Origin of the sequence: Rhodovulum sp. P5, assembly GCF_002079305.1 — a bacterium.
Taxonomy (GTDB): Bacteria; Pseudomonadota; Alphaproteobacteria; order Rhodobacterales; family Rhodobacteraceae; genus Rhodovulum.
Window position 1 is genome coordinate 2,790,149 of the sequence record NZ_CP015039.1, and the last position, 13,991, is coordinate 2,804,139.

General features: G+C 64.2%; 19 protein-coding genes. 9 read left to right on the plus strand and 10 right to left on the minus strand.

Annotation, left to right across the window (positions count from 1 at the left end):
• Positions 1-13 precede the first annotated feature (13 nt).
• From RGUI_RS13505 to RGUI_RS13530, 6 genes are all read right to left on the minus strand, one after another.
• Complete coding sequence (locus RGUI_RS13505; protein ID WP_081533761.1) at positions 14-613, minus strand: bifunctional 2-polyprenyl-6-hydroxyphenol methylase/3-demethylubiquinol 3-O-methyltransferase UbiG; 600 nt, start codon at positions 611-613, stop codon at positions 14-16.
• Complete coding sequence (locus RGUI_RS13510) at positions 610-1,059, minus strand: DUF3429 domain-containing protein (protein WP_081533763.1); 450 nt, start codon at positions 1,057-1,059, stop codon at positions 610-612. The genes RGUI_RS13505 and RGUI_RS13510 overlap by 4 nt, the downstream gene beginning before the upstream one ends.
• On the minus strand, positions 1,056-1,670 hold the full coding sequence (locus RGUI_RS13515) for a LysE family translocator (protein WP_081533764.1): 615 nt from the start codon (positions 1,668-1,670) through the stop codon (positions 1,056-1,058). The genes RGUI_RS13510 and RGUI_RS13515 overlap by 4 nt, the downstream gene beginning before the upstream one ends.
• Complete coding sequence (gene ispH, locus RGUI_RS13520; protein WP_081536091.1) at positions 1,670-2,620, minus strand: 4-hydroxy-3-methylbut-2-enyl diphosphate reductase; 951 nt, start codon at positions 2,618-2,620, stop codon at positions 1,670-1,672. Before ispH ends, RGUI_RS13515 begins: the two co-directional genes overlap by 1 nt.
• 64 nt (positions 2,621-2,684) lie before the next feature.
• Positions 2,685-3,131 (minus strand): YqaA family protein, encoded by a 447-nt coding sequence (locus RGUI_RS13525; RefSeq protein WP_081533766.1) that lies wholly within the window; start codon positions 3,129-3,131, stop codon positions 2,685-2,687.
• Between the two features lie 53 nt (positions 3,132-3,184).
• The gene (locus RGUI_RS13530; RefSeq protein WP_081533768.1) at positions 3,185-3,757 is read right to left on the minus strand and encodes an NYN domain-containing protein; all 573 of its coding nucleotides are present in this window, start codon (positions 3,755-3,757) and stop codon (positions 3,185-3,187) included.
• Between the two features lie 120 nt (positions 3,758-3,877).
• On the opposite strand from RGUI_RS13530, the gene folK reads away from it, so the two are divergent.
• Genes folK through RGUI_RS13555 form a run of 5 tightly spaced genes read left to right on the plus strand, consistent with a single transcriptional unit; the run spans position 3,878 to position 8,522 of the window.
• Positions 3,878-4,516 carry a 2-amino-4-hydroxy-6-hydroxymethyldihydropteridine diphosphokinase gene (gene folK / locus RGUI_RS13535; protein WP_081533770.1) on the plus strand — a complete coding sequence of 213 codons (639 nt, stop codon included), beginning with the start codon at positions 3,878-3,880 and terminating at the stop codon, positions 4,514-4,516.
• A 37-nt stretch (positions 4,517-4,553) separates the two neighbouring features.
• Positions 4,554-4,910, plus strand: a complete 357-nt coding sequence (rpoZ, locus tag RGUI_RS13540; protein WP_081533772.1) for a DNA-directed RNA polymerase subunit omega — start codon at positions 4,554-4,556, stop codon at positions 4,908-4,910.
• Between the two features lie 45 nt (positions 4,911-4,955).
• Positions 4,956-7,076, plus strand: a complete 2,121-nt coding sequence (locus tag RGUI_RS13545) for a bifunctional (p)ppGpp synthetase/guanosine-3',5'-bis(diphosphate) 3'-pyrophosphohydrolase (RefSeq protein WP_081533774.1) — start codon at positions 4,956-4,958, stop codon at positions 7,074-7,076.
• Positions 7,077-7,095: 19 nt separating this feature from the next.
• A complete protein-coding gene (locus RGUI_RS13550) occupies positions 7,096-7,782 on the plus strand; it encodes a DUF2062 domain-containing protein (protein WP_371586877.1) in 687 nt (228 codons plus the stop codon).
• Positions 7,779-8,522, plus strand: a complete 744-nt coding sequence (locus tag RGUI_RS13555; protein ID WP_371586878.1) for a pyridoxine 5'-phosphate synthase — start codon at positions 7,779-7,781, stop codon at positions 8,520-8,522. Before RGUI_RS13550 ends, RGUI_RS13555 begins: the two co-directional genes overlap by 4 nt.
• A 66-nt stretch (positions 8,523-8,588) precedes the next feature.
• Here the strand turns inward: RGUI_RS13555 and RGUI_RS21910 are convergent, their stop codons facing one another.
• Both RGUI_RS21910 and RGUI_RS13565 read right to left on the minus strand, forming a co-directional pair.
• Complete coding sequence (locus RGUI_RS21910) at positions 8,589-9,107, minus strand: hypothetical protein (RefSeq protein ID WP_081533780.1); 519 nt, start codon at positions 9,105-9,107, stop codon at positions 8,589-8,591.
• Between the two features lie 169 nt (positions 9,108-9,276).
• Positions 9,277-9,744, minus strand: coding sequence for a hypothetical protein (locus RGUI_RS13565; RefSeq protein WP_081533782.1), 468 nt, complete (start codon positions 9,742-9,744; stop codon positions 9,277-9,279).
• Positions 9,745-10,038: 294 nt separating this feature from the next.
• On the opposite strand from RGUI_RS13565, the gene acpS reads away from it, so the two are divergent.
• The 3 genes from acpS (at position 10,039) to rnc (ending at position 11,995) form a co-directional block, all read left to right on the plus strand.
• Positions 10,039-10,440, plus strand: coding sequence for a holo-ACP synthase (gene acpS, locus RGUI_RS13570; RefSeq protein ID WP_081533784.1), 402 nt, complete (start codon positions 10,039-10,041; stop codon positions 10,438-10,440).
• Positions 10,441-10,523: 83 nt separating this feature from the next.
• A complete protein-coding gene (gene lepB / locus RGUI_RS13575) occupies positions 10,524-11,315 on the plus strand; it encodes a signal peptidase I (RefSeq protein ID WP_081533786.1) in 792 nt (263 codons plus the stop codon).
• A complete protein-coding gene (gene rnc, locus RGUI_RS13580; RefSeq protein WP_081533788.1) occupies positions 11,312-11,995 on the plus strand; it encodes a ribonuclease III in 684 nt (227 codons plus the stop codon). The genes lepB and rnc overlap by 4 nt, the downstream gene beginning before the upstream one ends.
• A gap of 24 nt (positions 11,996-12,019) precedes the next feature.
• On the opposite strand, the gene RGUI_RS13585 is transcribed toward rnc, so the two are convergent.
• On the minus strand, positions 12,020-12,577 hold the full coding sequence (locus RGUI_RS13585) for a J domain-containing protein (protein WP_172841150.1): 558 nt from the start codon (positions 12,575-12,577) through the stop codon (positions 12,020-12,022).
• Positions 12,578-12,816: 239 nt separating this feature from the next.
• On the opposite strand from RGUI_RS13585, the gene era reads away from it, so the two are divergent.
• Positions 12,817-13,722, plus strand: a complete 906-nt coding sequence (era, locus tag RGUI_RS13590; RefSeq protein ID WP_081533792.1) for a GTPase Era — start codon at positions 12,817-12,819, stop codon at positions 13,720-13,722.
• Here the strand turns inward: era and RGUI_RS13595 are convergent.
• Complete coding sequence (locus tag RGUI_RS13595; RefSeq protein WP_081533793.1) at positions 13,683-13,925, minus strand: hypothetical protein; 243 nt, start codon at positions 13,923-13,925, stop codon at positions 13,683-13,685. The two genes, era and RGUI_RS13595, sit on opposite strands and share 40 nt — an antisense overlap.
• Positions 13,926-13,991: the final 66 nt, after the last annotated feature.

Below are 13,991 nucleotides of genomic sequence, written 5' to 3' on the forward strand. Positions count from 1 at the left end.
GGACCTTTCCGGATCAGCCGCGCGTGGCGGTCATGTAGACGCAGTCCGTGGGTGTACCGTCGAAGCCCATGCTGGGGAAGACCTCTTCCGACAGCACTGTCAGACCGGCTTGGGTCACCAGCCCGCGCTGGTCCGAAACCGAGACATAGGTGTAGAACCGACCCAGCAGGTCGCGGCCTTCCCCCTCCCCAAGTTTCATGGTCACCGCGAAAAGCCCGCCGGGGCGCAGCGCATTCCGGATCGCCGAAAGGTGCCGGGGTAGCGCGGTGCGCGGGGCGTGCAACAAGGAGTAATGCGCCCAGATGCCGTCGAAGGCGTCTTTTGCGGTCAGCGCGTCGAATGTGGCAACGGTCACGGTCAGGCCATAGCGGTCGCGGGCAACGTCGGCCATTTCGGGGCTGGCATCCATCGCGGTGACGACAAGCCCCGCCTCGCGCATCGCGGCGGCCCCCCAGCCCGGTCCGCAGCCAAGGTCAAGGGCTGTGCCGCCCGCAGGCAGCGCCGCGATGAACCCGGCCAGCCGGTTGGCCGTCGCGCTGCCGTGATGGATTTCGGAATAGTCTGCGGCCTTTTCGGCATAGACGGCCAGCGTTTGCGCGTCGGTCCCGCTCACAACAGGGCAAGGCCAAGGCTGCCGGACACCACCAGCGTCAGCGGAATGCGAAGGGTCATCCACCACCGCGGCGCAAGCTGAAGCCACCAGTAAAGCGCATCGAGAACCAGAAGCCCAAGAAAGCCCGCGACCAGCGCCTTGGCCGACTCTTCCGGCCCGCCGCCCACCATGAAGAAGGCCCAAAGCGCGGGGACGACCGACAGCGCATAACCCAGCGCGGCCTTGGTCCCTTCCGCCTTGGTGGCAAAGCCCCAAAGCACGCCCGACATGAAGGACAGGATGATCGTGCCGTAGAAATTCAGCACGTAGATCCCCGAAAAGCGCGGGCCCAGATTGGATTGGCTGAACGTGTCGAGGCCGGGGAAGGTGACGGTCGCCGCCCCCCACAGGAACGGGATCAGCCCGGCAAGCCCAAGATACAGCGCGGAACGGGGAATGTCGGTCATGCTTTCTCCATCGCCAGTTTCAGGCCCAGCCCCGCGAAGACGGCGGCAAAGCCGCGATTCATCCATGTCATCACGCGGGCGCTGGCCAGCAGCCGGTCGCGCGCCGCGGCGGCAAAGAGCCCATAGCCGAGGAAGATCACGAAGGTCAGCGCCATGAAGACCCCGCCCAGCAACATCATCTCGGCCGTCGCGGAGGCCGGGTTGCCCGACAGGAAGGGCGGCAGAAGGGCGAGGAAGAAGAGCGACAGCTTCGGATTCAGGATGTTGATCAGTGCGCCCCGGATCGCGATGCGGGCAAAGCTGTCCCGCCCGCGCGCCTCTCCGATGGACAGCGCGCCGCCCTGCCGCACCGCCTGCCATGCGAGGTACAGCAGATAGGCGACGCCGGCGAATTTCACGATCTGGAACAACAGGGCAGAGGAATGCAGAAGCGCGGCCAGCCCAAGGATCGCCGCGGCCAGATGCGGAACGATCCCGAAGGTGCAGCCAAGTGCGGCGGGCAGCGCGGCCCGGCGCCCCTGACCCAAGGACAGCATCAGCGTGTAGACGACGCCCGTTCCCGGCGCCAGCACGACGACCAGCGCCGTGATCAGGAACTGTGCCGACAGCATCAGGCCGGCTCTCGCACGATCTTGGGCAGGCGGAACTGGATGGTTTCATCGGCGGTGACGACTTCGTCCACCGTCAGGTCGAACCGGTCGCGGAAGGCCTGGATCACCTCGTCGACCAGAACCTTGGGGGCAGAGGCGCCGGCGGTCAGCCCGATGGCCGACACGCCCTCGATCGCGCGCCAGTCGATATCGGCAGCCCGCTGAACCAGTTGCGCATATTCGCAGCCCGCATTGGCCGCCACCTCGACCAGACGTTTGGAGTTCGACGAATTCGGCGCGCCGATCACCAGCATGGCCTGTACCTTCGGCGCGACTTCCTTGACCGCGCCCTGCCGGTTGGTGGTGGCGTAGCAGATGTCTTCCTTGTGGGGGCCTTCGATGTTGGGGAAACGTTCCTCAAGTGCTGCGACCACGCCCTTGGTGTCGTCGATCGACAGCGTCGTCTGCGTGATGAAGGCGAGGCTGTCGGGGTCGCGTACCTCAAGCCCTGCGACATCCTCGGCGGTTTCGATCAGCAGGACTTCGCCCTCGGGCAACTGGCCCATGGTGCCGATGGTTTCGGGGTGGCCGCGATGGCCGATCATCACGATCTGTTTGCCGTTCTCGTGGTGGCGGGCGGCCTCCAGATGTACCTTGCTGACCAGCGGGCAGGTGGCATCGACAAAGATCATCTCGCGCCGCTGGGCCTCTTCGGGCACCGATTTCGGCACGCCGTGGGCGGAGAAGATGACCGGCTTGTCGACCGGGCATTCATCCAGTTCCTCGACAAAGACGGCGCCCTTTTCACGCAAGCCGTCGACCACGAACTTGTTGTGCACGATTTCGTGGCGGACATAGACGGGCGGGCCCCATTTCTCCAATGCCATCTCGACGATCTTGATGGCGCGGTCGACACCGGCACAGAATCCACGCGGCGCGGCGAGGTAGAGGGTAAGGGGCGGCTTGGTCATGGGTTCGATCTCCTGTTCCATAAAACAGGTAAACCCGCCGGGGCTTTCCGTCCAGCCCCAGCCCCTAGCCGGTGGCCGCCGCCGTCGCCCAGGCAAGCGCGGCATATCGCCCGGTCTTGGCGAAGCTGACCAGAACCAGAAACAGCCAGAGCGGCGTGCGCATCATGCCCGCCACGACGGTAAAGGCGTCGCCGAAAGGCGCCCAGCTCAGCAGAAGTGTCCAGACGCCCCAGCGGCCATACCAACCTTGGGCGCGTTCAAGTTGCCGGTCCGTCACGGGAAACCATTTCCGGCCGCGGAAATGCTCCACCCACCGGCCGAGGGCATAGTTGACCGCCGCGCCGAGGATGTTGCCGAGGCTGGCCACCGCGATCAGCCAGCCAAGACTGACCTGTCCGCCAAGCTGAAGACCGACAAACACGACCTCGGACTGAAACGGAAGAACCGTCGCGGCGCCAAATGCCGCGAGGAACATGCCCGCAAGGGAGGTCAGGGGAACAACGCCGGTCATCACGCCCCGTCAGATGCGGTGCGCGGCCCGGCTTTCAAGGTTGTCGTGTCGGATCACTCGCTCTCGGTGTCGTCGGTGCGGGGGTCCTGCCGCTGCTCCCGCGGGGGGCGGCCGATGACCTCTTTCAACTCGTCCAGTTCGATGAAGTTGTCGGCCTGCCGGCGCAACTCGTCCGCGATCATCGGCGGCTGGCTGCGGATGGTCGACACAACCGAAACACGAACGCCCTGACGCTGAAGGCTTTCGACCAGCGGCTTGAAGTCCCCGTCGCCCGAGAACAGCACGATGTGATCCACCCGCGGGGCAAGCTCCATCGCATCGACGGTCAGTTCGATGTCCATGTTGCCCTTCACCTTCCGGCGGCCCTGGCTGTCGGTGTATTCCTTGGCCGGTTTGGTCACCATGGTGAAGCCGTTGTAGTGCAGCCAGTCGACAAGAGGCCGGATCGGCGAGTAGTCGTCATTCTCAAGCAGCGCCGTGTAGTAGAACGCGCGCAGCAGTTTCCCGCGGCGCATGAATTCTTGGCGCAACAACTTGTAGTCGATATCGAAGCCCAAGGCCTTTGCGGCCGCGTACAGGTTCGACCCGTCGATGAAGAGTGCCAAACGTTCGTCTCGGTAAAACATTACTGGTCCTTCTGGTAATACGTCCGCGGCCGGGGAATTCGAGTGTAGGTCGTCAGGTCATCACGAGAGTGAGATTTGATGTTCGGCGCGCGGTTCCCGGGAAATTAAAGAAAGCATGACATGCCGCAACCCGGAAATGCCACAAAAACCCGCCGTCGGGGCAAAGTTGCGTTAGGTAGCAACCTGCCTGCAACGTCCGGCGACTCATCTTCGACCTTGGCGCAGGCGCTTGTGGCCCTCGCAGACGAGTCGACCGATGTGACGCGAATCAGCCGATTCTACCGCACGCCCTGTGTGCCAGCGGGGGCGGGGCCCGATTTCGTGAACGCCGTCGCGGAAATCGACACCGTGCTCGATCCTGACGCGCTTTTGATGCGGCTGCATGAAATTGAGGCGTCGTTCGGACGGGAAAGGGCGACACGCTGGGCGCCCCGGACGCTGGACCTCGACCTGCTGGACCTGGGCGGGATGGTCCTGCCCGATGTGGCCATCCAGAGTGCGTGGCGCGCCTTGCCACCCGAACAGCAGTCCCGGCAGGCCCCCGATGACCTCATCCTGCCGCATCCGCGGCTTCAGGACCGGGCTTTCGTGCTGGTGCCGCTGGTGGAAATCGATCCCGACTGGGTTCATCCGGGCCTCATGCTGACGGCGCGTCAGTTGCTCGACCGGCTGCCGGAGGCCGAAAAGGCACCGATTTGCCCGATTTCGCCGCCTTGGACAGGGCTGTCCGCCCTTGTCAAGTTCTTTCAGACCCAATAAGAAGGGGCTTCACACTCCCAATGTATCGGAGAGCTTCATGGCCCGCGTGACGGTAGAAGATTGCGTTGACAAGGTTCCCAACCGGTTTGAACTGGTGATGCTGGCAGCCCATCGCGCACGCGAAATCGCGTCGGGCGGGGCGCTGACCATTGACCGCGACAATGACAAGAACCCCGTTGTCGCCCTGCGCGAGATCGCCGAGGAAACCCAGTCGACCGACGATTTGCGCGAACGCATGATCGAGGCGCACCAGACCCAGATCGAGGTCGACGAACCGGAAGAAGACTCCATGGCGCTGCTCATGGGCGGTGGCGAGCCCGACAAGCCGGCAGAGGACGACATGTCGGAAGAGAAATTGTTGCGCGCGCTCATGGAAGCGCAGGGTCAGAAGTAAATGTGAGGGGGTGCCCCGCACCCCCCGTGGAAAGTTCGCGGTCCGATGATCGATGTCGAAGACCTGATTTCTCTGGTCCGCAACTACAACCCCAAGACCAACGACGACCTGATCCGCCGCGCCTATGCCTATGGGCGCGAGATGCATGCCGGGCAGTATCGCCGCTCCGGTGAAGAGTACTTTACCCACCCGGTTGCCGTGGCCGCGCTTCTGACCGAGCAGCGGCTGGACGATTCCACCATCATCACGGCGCTGCTGCACGATACGATCGAGGATACCAAATCCACCTACAAGGAGATCGAGCGGCTGTTCGGCGCCGAGATCGCGGAACTGGTGGATGGCGTCACCAAGCTGACCAACCTGCAACTGTCCTCGACCGAGACCAAGCAGGCCGAGAACTTTCGCAAGCTGTTCATGGCGATGTCCAAGGACCTGCGGGTGATCCTTGTGAAGCTTGCCGACCGGCTGCACAACATGCGCACGATCAAGTCGCTGCCGCAGGAAAAGCAGGTCCGAAAGAGCCACGAGACGATGGACATCTATGCGCCGCTGGCCGGCCGGATGGGCATGCAGTGGATGCGCGAGGAACTGGAGGATCTGGCCTTCCGCGTGCTGAACCCCAAGGCGCGCAGTTCGATCATCCGCCGGTTCATAACCTTGCAGCGCGAAACCGGCGACGTCGTACAGAAGATCACGCAGGACATTCAGGCGGAGCTGGAGCGCGAGGGCATCAAGGCCGAGGTGTTCGGCCGCGCCAAGAAGCCCTATTCGATCTGGCGCAAGATGGAGGAAAAGGGCCAGGGCTTTTCCCGCCTGTCCGACATCTACGGCTTTCGCGTCATCACGCAGAGCGAGGGCGACTGCTACCGCGTGCTGGGGGCAATCCACCAGCGCTGGCGGGCGGTGCCGGGACGGTTCAAGGACTATATCAGCCAGCCGAAATCGAATGGCTACCGCTCGATCCAGACCACCGTGTCGGGGCGGGACGGCAAACGGGTGGAGGTTCAGATCCGCACCCGCCAGATGCACGAGGTGGCCGAGGCCGGCGTGGCGGCGCACTGGTCCTATCGCGATGGGGTCCGGGCGGAAAACCCCTTTGCGGTCGACCCGGCAAAATGGCTCGCCTCGCTGACGGAACGGTTCGAGAATGCCGAGGATCACGACGAGTTTCTCGAACATGTCAAGCTGGAGATGTATTCCGACCAGGTCTTCTGCTTCACGCCGAAGGGAGATGTGGTGAAACTGCCCAAGGGGGCGACGCCCCTTGATTACGCTTATTCCATCCATACGCGGATCGGCGATTCCTGCGTGGGGGCCAAGGTGGACGGGATGCGCGTGCCGCTCTGGACCCGGCTGAAGAACGGCCAGTCGGTGGAAATCATCACCGCCGAGGGGCAGCGCCCGCAGGCCACGTGGATCGACATCGTTGTGACCGGGCGCGCCAAGGCCGCGATCCGCAAGTCGCTGCGCGAGGAAGACCGGGAACGCTATATCAAGCTGGGCCGGGAACTGGCGCGGGTGGCCTTCGACCATGTCGGCAAGAAAGCCAGCGAAAAGGCGCTCAGAACCGCGGCCAAACGGTTCGGGCTTCCGGACGGGGCGGAAATTCTGGCCCGGCTGGGCAGTGCCGAACTCCGCGCCCAGGACGTGGTCGAGGCGCTTTATCCCGAACTGGCCAAGACCACCGGGGACGAGATCGATGCGGCACGCGCGGTCGTGGGCCTGTCTCCGGAGCAGTCCTTTACCCGCGCGCCCTGTTGCCAGCCCGTCCCGGGCGAACGCATCGTGGGCATCACCTATCGCGGGCGTGGCGTGATCGTGCACGCCATCGACTGCCCCGTTCTGGAGAAGTTCGAGGAACAGCCCGACCGATGGGTCGATCTGCACTGGCATTCGGGGCGCCACCCGGCGGTGCATACCGTGGGGTTCAGCCTGACGATCCGGAACGATGCCGGTGTCCTTGGGCGAATCTGCACCCTGATCGGAGAGCAGAAGGCCAATATCTCGGATCTGGAATTTGCCGACAAAAAGCCTGATTTTTATCGTTTGCTGGTGCAAGTTGACTTGCGAGACGTCGAACATCTGCACACTGTGATGACGGCCCTTGAGGCCGAGAGCGATGTCGCCGAGATAAAGAGATACCGCAACCCGGAACGTTCCCCCTGAGGCGCGTCCGAAACCGAAGGTGACCGGCTTGGTTTTCAAGCGCCGCGACAAGAGGAACGTCCAGCAGATCGTCATCGACAGCGTGTATCCGCGCGGCGGCTGGGGACGGGCATTCTATTATATCACGCATCGCGTGCGCCGCCTGCCGGACACGCCCGAGCGGATCGCACGCGGGATTGCGGCGGGTATCTTTGTGACCTTCACACCGTTCTATGGGCTGCATTTCTTCCTTGCCGCGATCCTGGCGCGGTCGATGCGCGGCAACATCTTCGCGGCGCTGATATCGACCCTTTTCGGCAATCCGCTGACCTATGTGCCGATCGGGATCGTCTCTCTCAAGACAGGCCATTTCCTGATGGGGACGGAGTTCGACGAGAGCATGAATACCTCCCTCGTCGCCAAGTTCGCCGGGGCGGCCTCGGATCTTCAGCACAACCTGATCGCGCTGTTCACCCGTGCCGACGCCAACTGGGCGCAGCTTGCACAGTTCAACAACGAGGTCTTTCTGCCCTATATGATCGGTGGGATCTTGCCGGGAGTGGTCGCGGCGGGCACGGCGTACTATCTGTCGGTGCCTGTGATCCGCGCCTATCAGAACCGGCGCAAAGGGCGGCTCAAGGAAAAACTGGCTGAGTTGGGACACAAGGCGGGAAGCCGGGCGGTGCCGGTCCCAAAGTCCGTAAAAAGGCAAGGATGTCGAACATGACCGGAAAGCTGCGTCTGGGTGTGAATATCGACCACGTGGCCACCGTGCGCAACGCGCGCGGCTCGGCCTATCCCGACCCGGTGCGCGCGGCGAAGCTGGCCGAAGAGGCCGGTGCCGACGGGATCACCGCCCATCTGCGGGAGGACCGCCGCCACATCTCGGACGCCGATATCGACGGCTTGATGGAAAGCCTGACGGTGCCGTTGAATCTTGAAATGGCGGCCACGGACGAGATGCAGGCGATTGCCCTGCGCCACAAGCCGCATGCGGTCTGCATCGTGCCCGAGAAGCGGGAGGAGCGGACGACCGAAGGCGGGCTTGAGGTGGCGAAGGACGAGAACCGCCTTGCCCATTTCATCGCACCGCTGCGCGACGCCGGCTGCCGCGTGTCGATCTTCATCGCCGCCGATCCCGTGCAGGTGGAGGCTGCCGCGCGGATCGGCGCCGCTGTGGTGGAACTGCACACCGGTGCCTATTGTGACCTGCATGCCGAGGGGCGTTTCGAGGAACGCGACGCCGAATTGCAGCGTCTGCGCGAGATGTCGGCATATGCCCACGGGCTTGGGCTGGAGGTGCATGCGGGCCACGGCCTGACCTATGACACCGTCGGCCCCGTCGCGGCCTTTCCCGAGGTGCGCGAACTCAATATCGGCCATTTCCTGATCGGGGAGGCGATCTTTCGCGGTTTGACCCCCGCCATTGCCGAGATGCGGCGGTTGATGGACGTGGCGCGGGACTGAACGCGCCCATACGAAAAAGGGGTGGCCCATGGGCCACCCCTTTCTTATGTAAGATAAAGTGCAGGCTCACGCCTTGCGGCGACGCCTCAGAAGGCCCAACAGGGCGAGCCCCGATGCTGCAAGCGGCAGCCCGGCAGGCAGTGGAACGGCACTTGCCGGGGCCGTCACGAAGGTGCCTGAAAAGGTTGTCCCCTGTGTCACCGGCCCCTCGTCAAAGGTAAACAGGATGGAGTCCGTCGTGAAGGTCACCACAGTGTTGGCCATTTGCGAAAACAGACCGCTGAACCCGATGAGGTCCTCATCCCCCGAGAAGTCAAGCCCGGTCAGTGCCCACGAGGTGGCACCGAAAGTCGGGAAGTCGCCGATGGTTGTCACCAAGAGTTCATCGCCACCAAGACCGGCATCCAAATCCCATTCGACGTTGCCGACCGTGAAGTCGACGCCTGCGCCGACAGTTGCCGTGGAAGAGAAGCTGATGTCGTCAATGATCAGCGTAACCTCATCGCCGGTGAGCGTCGCGGCCTGCGCTGCGCCTGTTATCACGACCAACGCTGCAGATGCGGCGAAATTCTTGAATGTGTTCATTTTGTTCCCCTTTCCCCGATTGTAATAGTTCTATGCTGTCGCTGGGCGAGTGACCTGTCAACGATTTCCGCCGGTCGAAGGCCCAATTCATCCGTGGGCTATATGGAGACTACAACGCTCAGATCGTGACACGCTTTTTGATTGAAACGGCCCAACAATAAGCTTGCGCTTAGTACTCCTCCGCCTCGTTGGCCTTGGCCGCGCGTTCCAGCCGCCACGCGCTGAACCGGTCGGTGGGGTCCAGTTCGAAGGCCTTGTCCAGATAGGGTTGGCCGGTGTCGAAATCCCCCAGACGCATGTGGCAATAGGCCAGCGCGATCAGCGCCTGCAGGTAGAGGCCCGGGGCCAGTTCAGCCTCGCTGAACGGGGCGTCGTCGGGGCGGACCGCGTGGAAATCGGACGCGATGTTCAGCCGTTGTGCGGCCAGCGACAGGATCACCTCGGCCTGCGGCACGGCCTTTTCGAACTGATGCGTATAGAAATAGAAGCGGTAAGCGCCAAGGCGGACGTCAAGATCATGGGGCGCGGCGGCCAGTGCGGCCTCGACCGCGCGGGCGGTGCCCTCGGGGTCGGAGCGGGCGCCCGGCGCGTTCGCCAGTATTTCATAGGCTTCGCTGGCCATGTCTTCGAGGGCCATGGGGCAGGCTCCGTTTCCGATTGCGTGTCGTGGGAGGATGCGACCACGACACGCGGCTGGCAAGATCGGCAAGGCAGGGTATTTGCCTGCGGCGGCCCGGTGGCGTAAATGCGGGCTGTCGATGGAAAAGGAGGCAGCCTTGCAGGCGATATCCGTGGAACCAGGTGCCGCAGTCGAGGGGCCGGCGGAAGCGCGGGCTCCCGCCCGTCGTTGCCGCTGTCGCGGCGCCTTCCGTTGGGCCGGGCAGCGGTGCCTGCGGCCCCGCTGCGGCGCTGCCGGGCGGAGGGCGCGCGCATGATCCTGGGTATCGGCACCGATCTGGCCAATATCGACCGCATTCAGGCGACGCTTGACCGGTTCGGGGAGCGGTTCCTGACCCGTGTCTTCACCGACACGGAACAGGCCAAGGCCGAACGCCGCGCCGACAAGGCGGGCACCTATGCCAAGCGCTGGGCGGCCAAGGAAGCCTGTTCCAAGGCGCTGGGCACCGGGTTGCGCATGGGGATTTCCTGGAAGGACATGGCGGTCAGCAATCTTGAAACCGGCCAGCCGGTGATGCAGGTGACCGGTTGGGCGGCGGAACGGCTGGCCGCGATGACGCCCGAAGGCCACGAGGCCATGATCCATGTCACCCTGACCGACGACCACCCCTGGGCGCAGGCTTTCGTCGTGATCGAGGCGCGGCCAAAGACCTGATCGGGACCAGCGCGTCGCCTTGACACCCACACCCCGCCCAAGCATGAAGCGGGGGCAATTCCCCCAAGCACAGGGCCGGGCAAATGGCAAAGACGGATGAGAAGAAGGCCGACGGCCTTTGGGAGACGGTCAAGACGATCTTCTGGGCGCTCCTGATCGCGGGCGTGTTCCGCACGGTGTTCTTCCAACCCTTCTGGATCCCGTCGGGCAGCATGAAGGACACGCTTCTGGTCGGCGACTTCCTGTTCGTCAACAAGATGGCCTATGGCTATTCGCGCTATTCCTGCCCGTTTTCCATGTGCCCGTTCGAGGGGCGGTTGTTCTTCTCGGAGCCCGAGCGTGGCGACGTGGTCGTCTTCCGCCACCCGGTCAACGGGTCGGACTTCATCAAGCGCCTGATCGGCCTGCCGGGCGACCGGATCCAGATGAAGGACGGGCAGCTTTACATCAACGATGCCCCGGTCAAGGTGGAACCCGCCGGCGTGTTCGAGGAAACCTATCGCCGGCAGGGGCCGGGCGGTTATTTCCCGCAATGCGAAAACGCCCCGGTGGGCGAGGGCGGCACCTGCAAGAAATCCCGGTTCACCGAAACCCTGCCCAATGGTGTCAGCCACGACATCCTGAACATCCGCGACGGGTTCTTTTCGGATAACACGCCGATCTTCACCGTTCCCAAGGGGCAGTACTTCTTCATGGGCGACAACCGCGACAACAGCCAGGACAGCCGCTACGCGCGCGCCAATGGCGGGGTCGGGTTCGTGCCGGCGGAAAACCTGATCGGCCGCGCCGACCGGGTGATGTTCTCCTCTGCCGGACGGTCGCTGTTCTTCGTCTGGACGTGGCGGGCCGACCGCTTCTTCAAGGCTGTCGATTGAAACTGTCTGCCGAAGTCGCGGCCTTTTCCCGACGGCTGGGGCATGAGTTCGCCCGGCCGGAGCTTCTGTCGCGCGCGCTGACGCATTCGTCGTTGTCGAGCCCGACGCGGCCCGACAACCAGCGCCTGGAATTCCTCGGCGACCGGGTGCTGGGCCTTGTCATGGCCGAGGCGCTCTTGCAGGCCGACCCGAAGGCAAGCGAGGGTCAACTCGCGCCGCGCTTCAACGCGCTTGTGCGGCGAGAGACCTGCGCAGCCGTCGCCCGGGAAATCGGCTTGGGCGATGTGCTGAAGCTGGGCCGGTCAGAGATGCTGTCGGGCGGACGGCGGAAAGAGGCGCTTCTGGCCGACGGAATGGAGGCGGTGATCGCCGCGGTTTATCGCGATGCCGGGTTCGAGGTGGCCCGGGATCTGGTGCTTCGCCTGTGGGGCGACCGGATCGAGACGGTGAAGACCGATGCGCGCGACGCCAAGACCGCCTTGCAGGAATGGGCGCAGGCCCGCGGTTTGCCGCCGCCAACCTATACCGAGATCAGCCGCGACGGGCCCGATCACGCGCCCGTCTTCACCATCAGCGCCCGGCTTGAGAGTGGCGAGGAAGCACGCGCGACCGCCGGGGCCAAGCGGCAGGCCGAGCAGGCAGCGGCCTCGGCGCTTCTGAAGCGTATCAAGGGCGACTAGGTCTCTCAGCCGATCTTCCGCGGCTCAGGCGACCAGCAGGGTGCGCTTCTCGGGGGCCGGTTCCATGATGCGCCGTGCATGTTCGAACCGGCCGGCTACGGTAAAGGCGGTCTTCCGTGCCGCGGCGCGGCGTGCGGCCTCTGCCTGCCGAAGTGCCTCGGCCTTGCGCGCGGCTTCGGCTTGGCGGGCGGCCTCTGCCTGTTTCGCAGCCTCGGCACGGCGGGCGGCGTCCTTGCGGCGCTGCTCTTCCTCGCGCCGGGCGGCTTCCTGCTGGCGACGCTCCTCTTCTCGGCGGTCTGCCTCGGCCCTGCGGGCGGCTTCGGCACGGCGGGCGGCCTCTTGCCGGTGGCGTTCGAGCGTGTCGTCTGCGGTGGTCTTTCCCTCTGCCCTGTGGGCGCGCACCTTGTCATAGGCGTCGTTCAGCGTTGCCAGTTTGCGCGTTGCCCCTTCGACATCGCCGCGCACCACGTCGGGGTGGTATCGGCGCACCAGCTTCAGCCACGCCTTGCGGATCGTCTTGAAATCGTCCTGTGGCGATACGCCGAGGATTGCATAGGCGGCTGTGGGAACGGAGCGGGACATCGGGCACCTCTTCCTGTCAAGGCTTCCGTCTCTGTGCGGCTCGGCTCCCGTCGTCGCCGCAATTTGGACAAAATGAGTCATAACTTTGACGAAAGCTTATCGGAAGTCACATTCTTGCCCGAAAGTTAACGCGCGCCCGCCGGAATGCCGTCCGCACTGCCGTCAGGCAAGGCTGACTGAAGCTGTGGTCTTGGTCCGGGAAATGGGCTAGAGAGCCGCGTTGTCAGAAGGAGTGGCCCATGACGCGCGCCGGTTTCGTTGCCCTGATCGGAGAGCCCAACGCAGGCAAGTCGACCCTGCTGAACCGCATGGTGGGCGCGAAGGTGTCTATCGTGACGCACAAGGTGCAGACCACGCGCACGCGTATTCGCGGCGTGGCACTTGAGGGCGAAAGCCAGATTGTCTTTGTCGACACGCCGGGGCTGTTTCGTCCGCGCCGGAGGCTGGATCGCGCGATGGTCGCCGCCGCATGGGGCGGCGCGGCGGACGCCGATATCGTTGTGCTGATGGTCGAGGCGCATCGCGGGCGGACCGACGGGGTGGATGCCATCCTGAACGCACTGAAGGAGCGGGAAACCGAGGGCCAGACCGTGGCGCTGGCGATCAACAAGATCGACCGGGTGAAGGCCGAGGCGCTGCTGGCCCTGTCGGCGGATCTGAACGAGGCCTATCCATTCGCGAAGACCTTCATGATCTCGGCCGAAAAGGGCTATGGCGTGGACGACCTGCGCAGCTGGCTGGCCGAGACGCTGCCCGAGGGGCCCTGGCTCTACCCCGAGGACCAGATCGCCGATCTGCCGATGCGGATGATCGCGGCCGAGATCACGCGGGAGAAGCTGACGCTCCGCCTGCATCAGGAACTGCCCTACCAGTTGACGGTGGAAACCGAGGGCTGGCAGGACCGCAAGGATGGCTCCACCCGGATCGATCAGGTGATTTACGTCGCCCGTGACGGGCACAAGGGCATCGTGCTGGGCCACAAGGGCGATACGGTGAAGGCCATCGGCCAGGCCGCGCGGGTTGAGATCGCGGAGTTTCTCGACCGGCCCGTGCACCTATTCCTGCAGGTCAAGGTGCGGCCCGGCTGGCTGGAAGAGGCCGAACGTTATTCCGAGATGGGGCTGGATTTCCGCGACGGGGACTGATCCTCGGGCACGCCGGGCAGCCGGTTGAAGAAATACCGCAGGATCAGCCAGTAAAGCGCCGCGCAGGCAAAGAGGTTGGACATCAACATCAGCATCATCACGAAGGCATTGCGCGCAACTCCGGTGACCACGATGAGGTCGATCAGAAGGGCAAACCCGAAGGTGACCAGTGCAAGCGGCGGGATTGCGGGGCGGTCGGACATGGTGCGGCCTCCTCTGCTGTGGCGTAGCGAAGACCCTAGCACGCGCCGCGCCGTGCGCCAGCGCAG

Bases quoted from the DNA above. Each gene is read 5' to 3' on its own strand.
- era (WP_081533792.1), top strand. From the start codon at position 12,817: ATGACGCGCGCCGGTTTCGTTGCCCTGATCGGAGAGCCCAACGCAGGC.
- RGUI_RS13510 (WP_081533763.1), bottom strand. From the start codon at position 1,059: ATGACCGACATTCCCCGTTCCGCGCTGTATCTTGGGCTTGCCGGGCTG.
- RGUI_RS13555 (WP_371586878.1), top strand. From the start codon at position 7,779: ATGACCGGAAAGCTGCGTCTGGGTGTGAATATCGACCACGTGGCCACC.
- lepB (WP_081533786.1), top strand. From the start codon at position 10,524: ATGGCAAAGACGGATGAGAAGAAGGCCGACGGCCTTTGGGAGACGGTC.
- RGUI_RS21910 (WP_081533780.1), bottom strand. From the start codon at position 9,107: ATGAACACATTCAAGAATTTCGCCGCATCTGCAGCGTTGGTCGTGATA.
- folK (WP_081533770.1), top strand. From the start codon at position 3,878: ATGCCGCAACCCGGAAATGCCACAAAAACCCGCCGTCGGGGCAAAGTT.
- RGUI_RS13525 (WP_081533766.1), bottom strand. From the start codon at position 3,131: ATGACCGGCGTTGTTCCCCTGACCTCCCTTGCGGGCATGTTCCTCGCG.
- RGUI_RS13515 (WP_081533764.1), bottom strand. From the start codon at position 1,670: ATGCTGTCGGCACAGTTCCTGATCACGGCGCTGGTCGTCGTGCTGGCG.
- ispH (WP_081536091.1), bottom strand. From the start codon at position 2,620: ATGACCAAGCCGCCCCTTACCCTCTACCTCGCCGCGCCGCGTGGATTC.
- RGUI_RS13585 (WP_172841150.1), bottom strand. From the start codon at position 12,577: ATGTCCCGCTCCGTTCCCACAGCCGCCTATGCAATCCTCGGCGTATCG.
- RGUI_RS13595 (WP_081533793.1), bottom strand. From the start codon at position 13,925: ATGTCCGACCGCCCCGCAATCCCGCCGCTTGCACTGGTCACCTTCGGG.
- rpoZ (WP_081533772.1), top strand. From the start codon at position 4,554: ATGGCCCGCGTGACGGTAGAAGATTGCGTTGACAAGGTTCCCAACCGG.
- RGUI_RS13565 (WP_081533782.1), bottom strand. From the start codon at position 9,744: ATGGCCCTCGAAGACATGGCCAGCGAAGCCTATGAAATACTGGCGAAC.
- RGUI_RS13545 (WP_081533774.1), top strand. From the start codon at position 4,956: ATGATCGATGTCGAAGACCTGATTTCTCTGGTCCGCAACTACAACCCC.
- acpS (WP_081533784.1), top strand. From the start codon at position 10,039: ATGATCCTGGGTATCGGCACCGATCTGGCCAATATCGACCGCATTCAG.
- RGUI_RS13530 (WP_081533768.1), bottom strand. From the start codon at position 3,757: ATGTTTTACCGAGACGAACGTTTGGCACTCTTCATCGACGGGTCGAAC.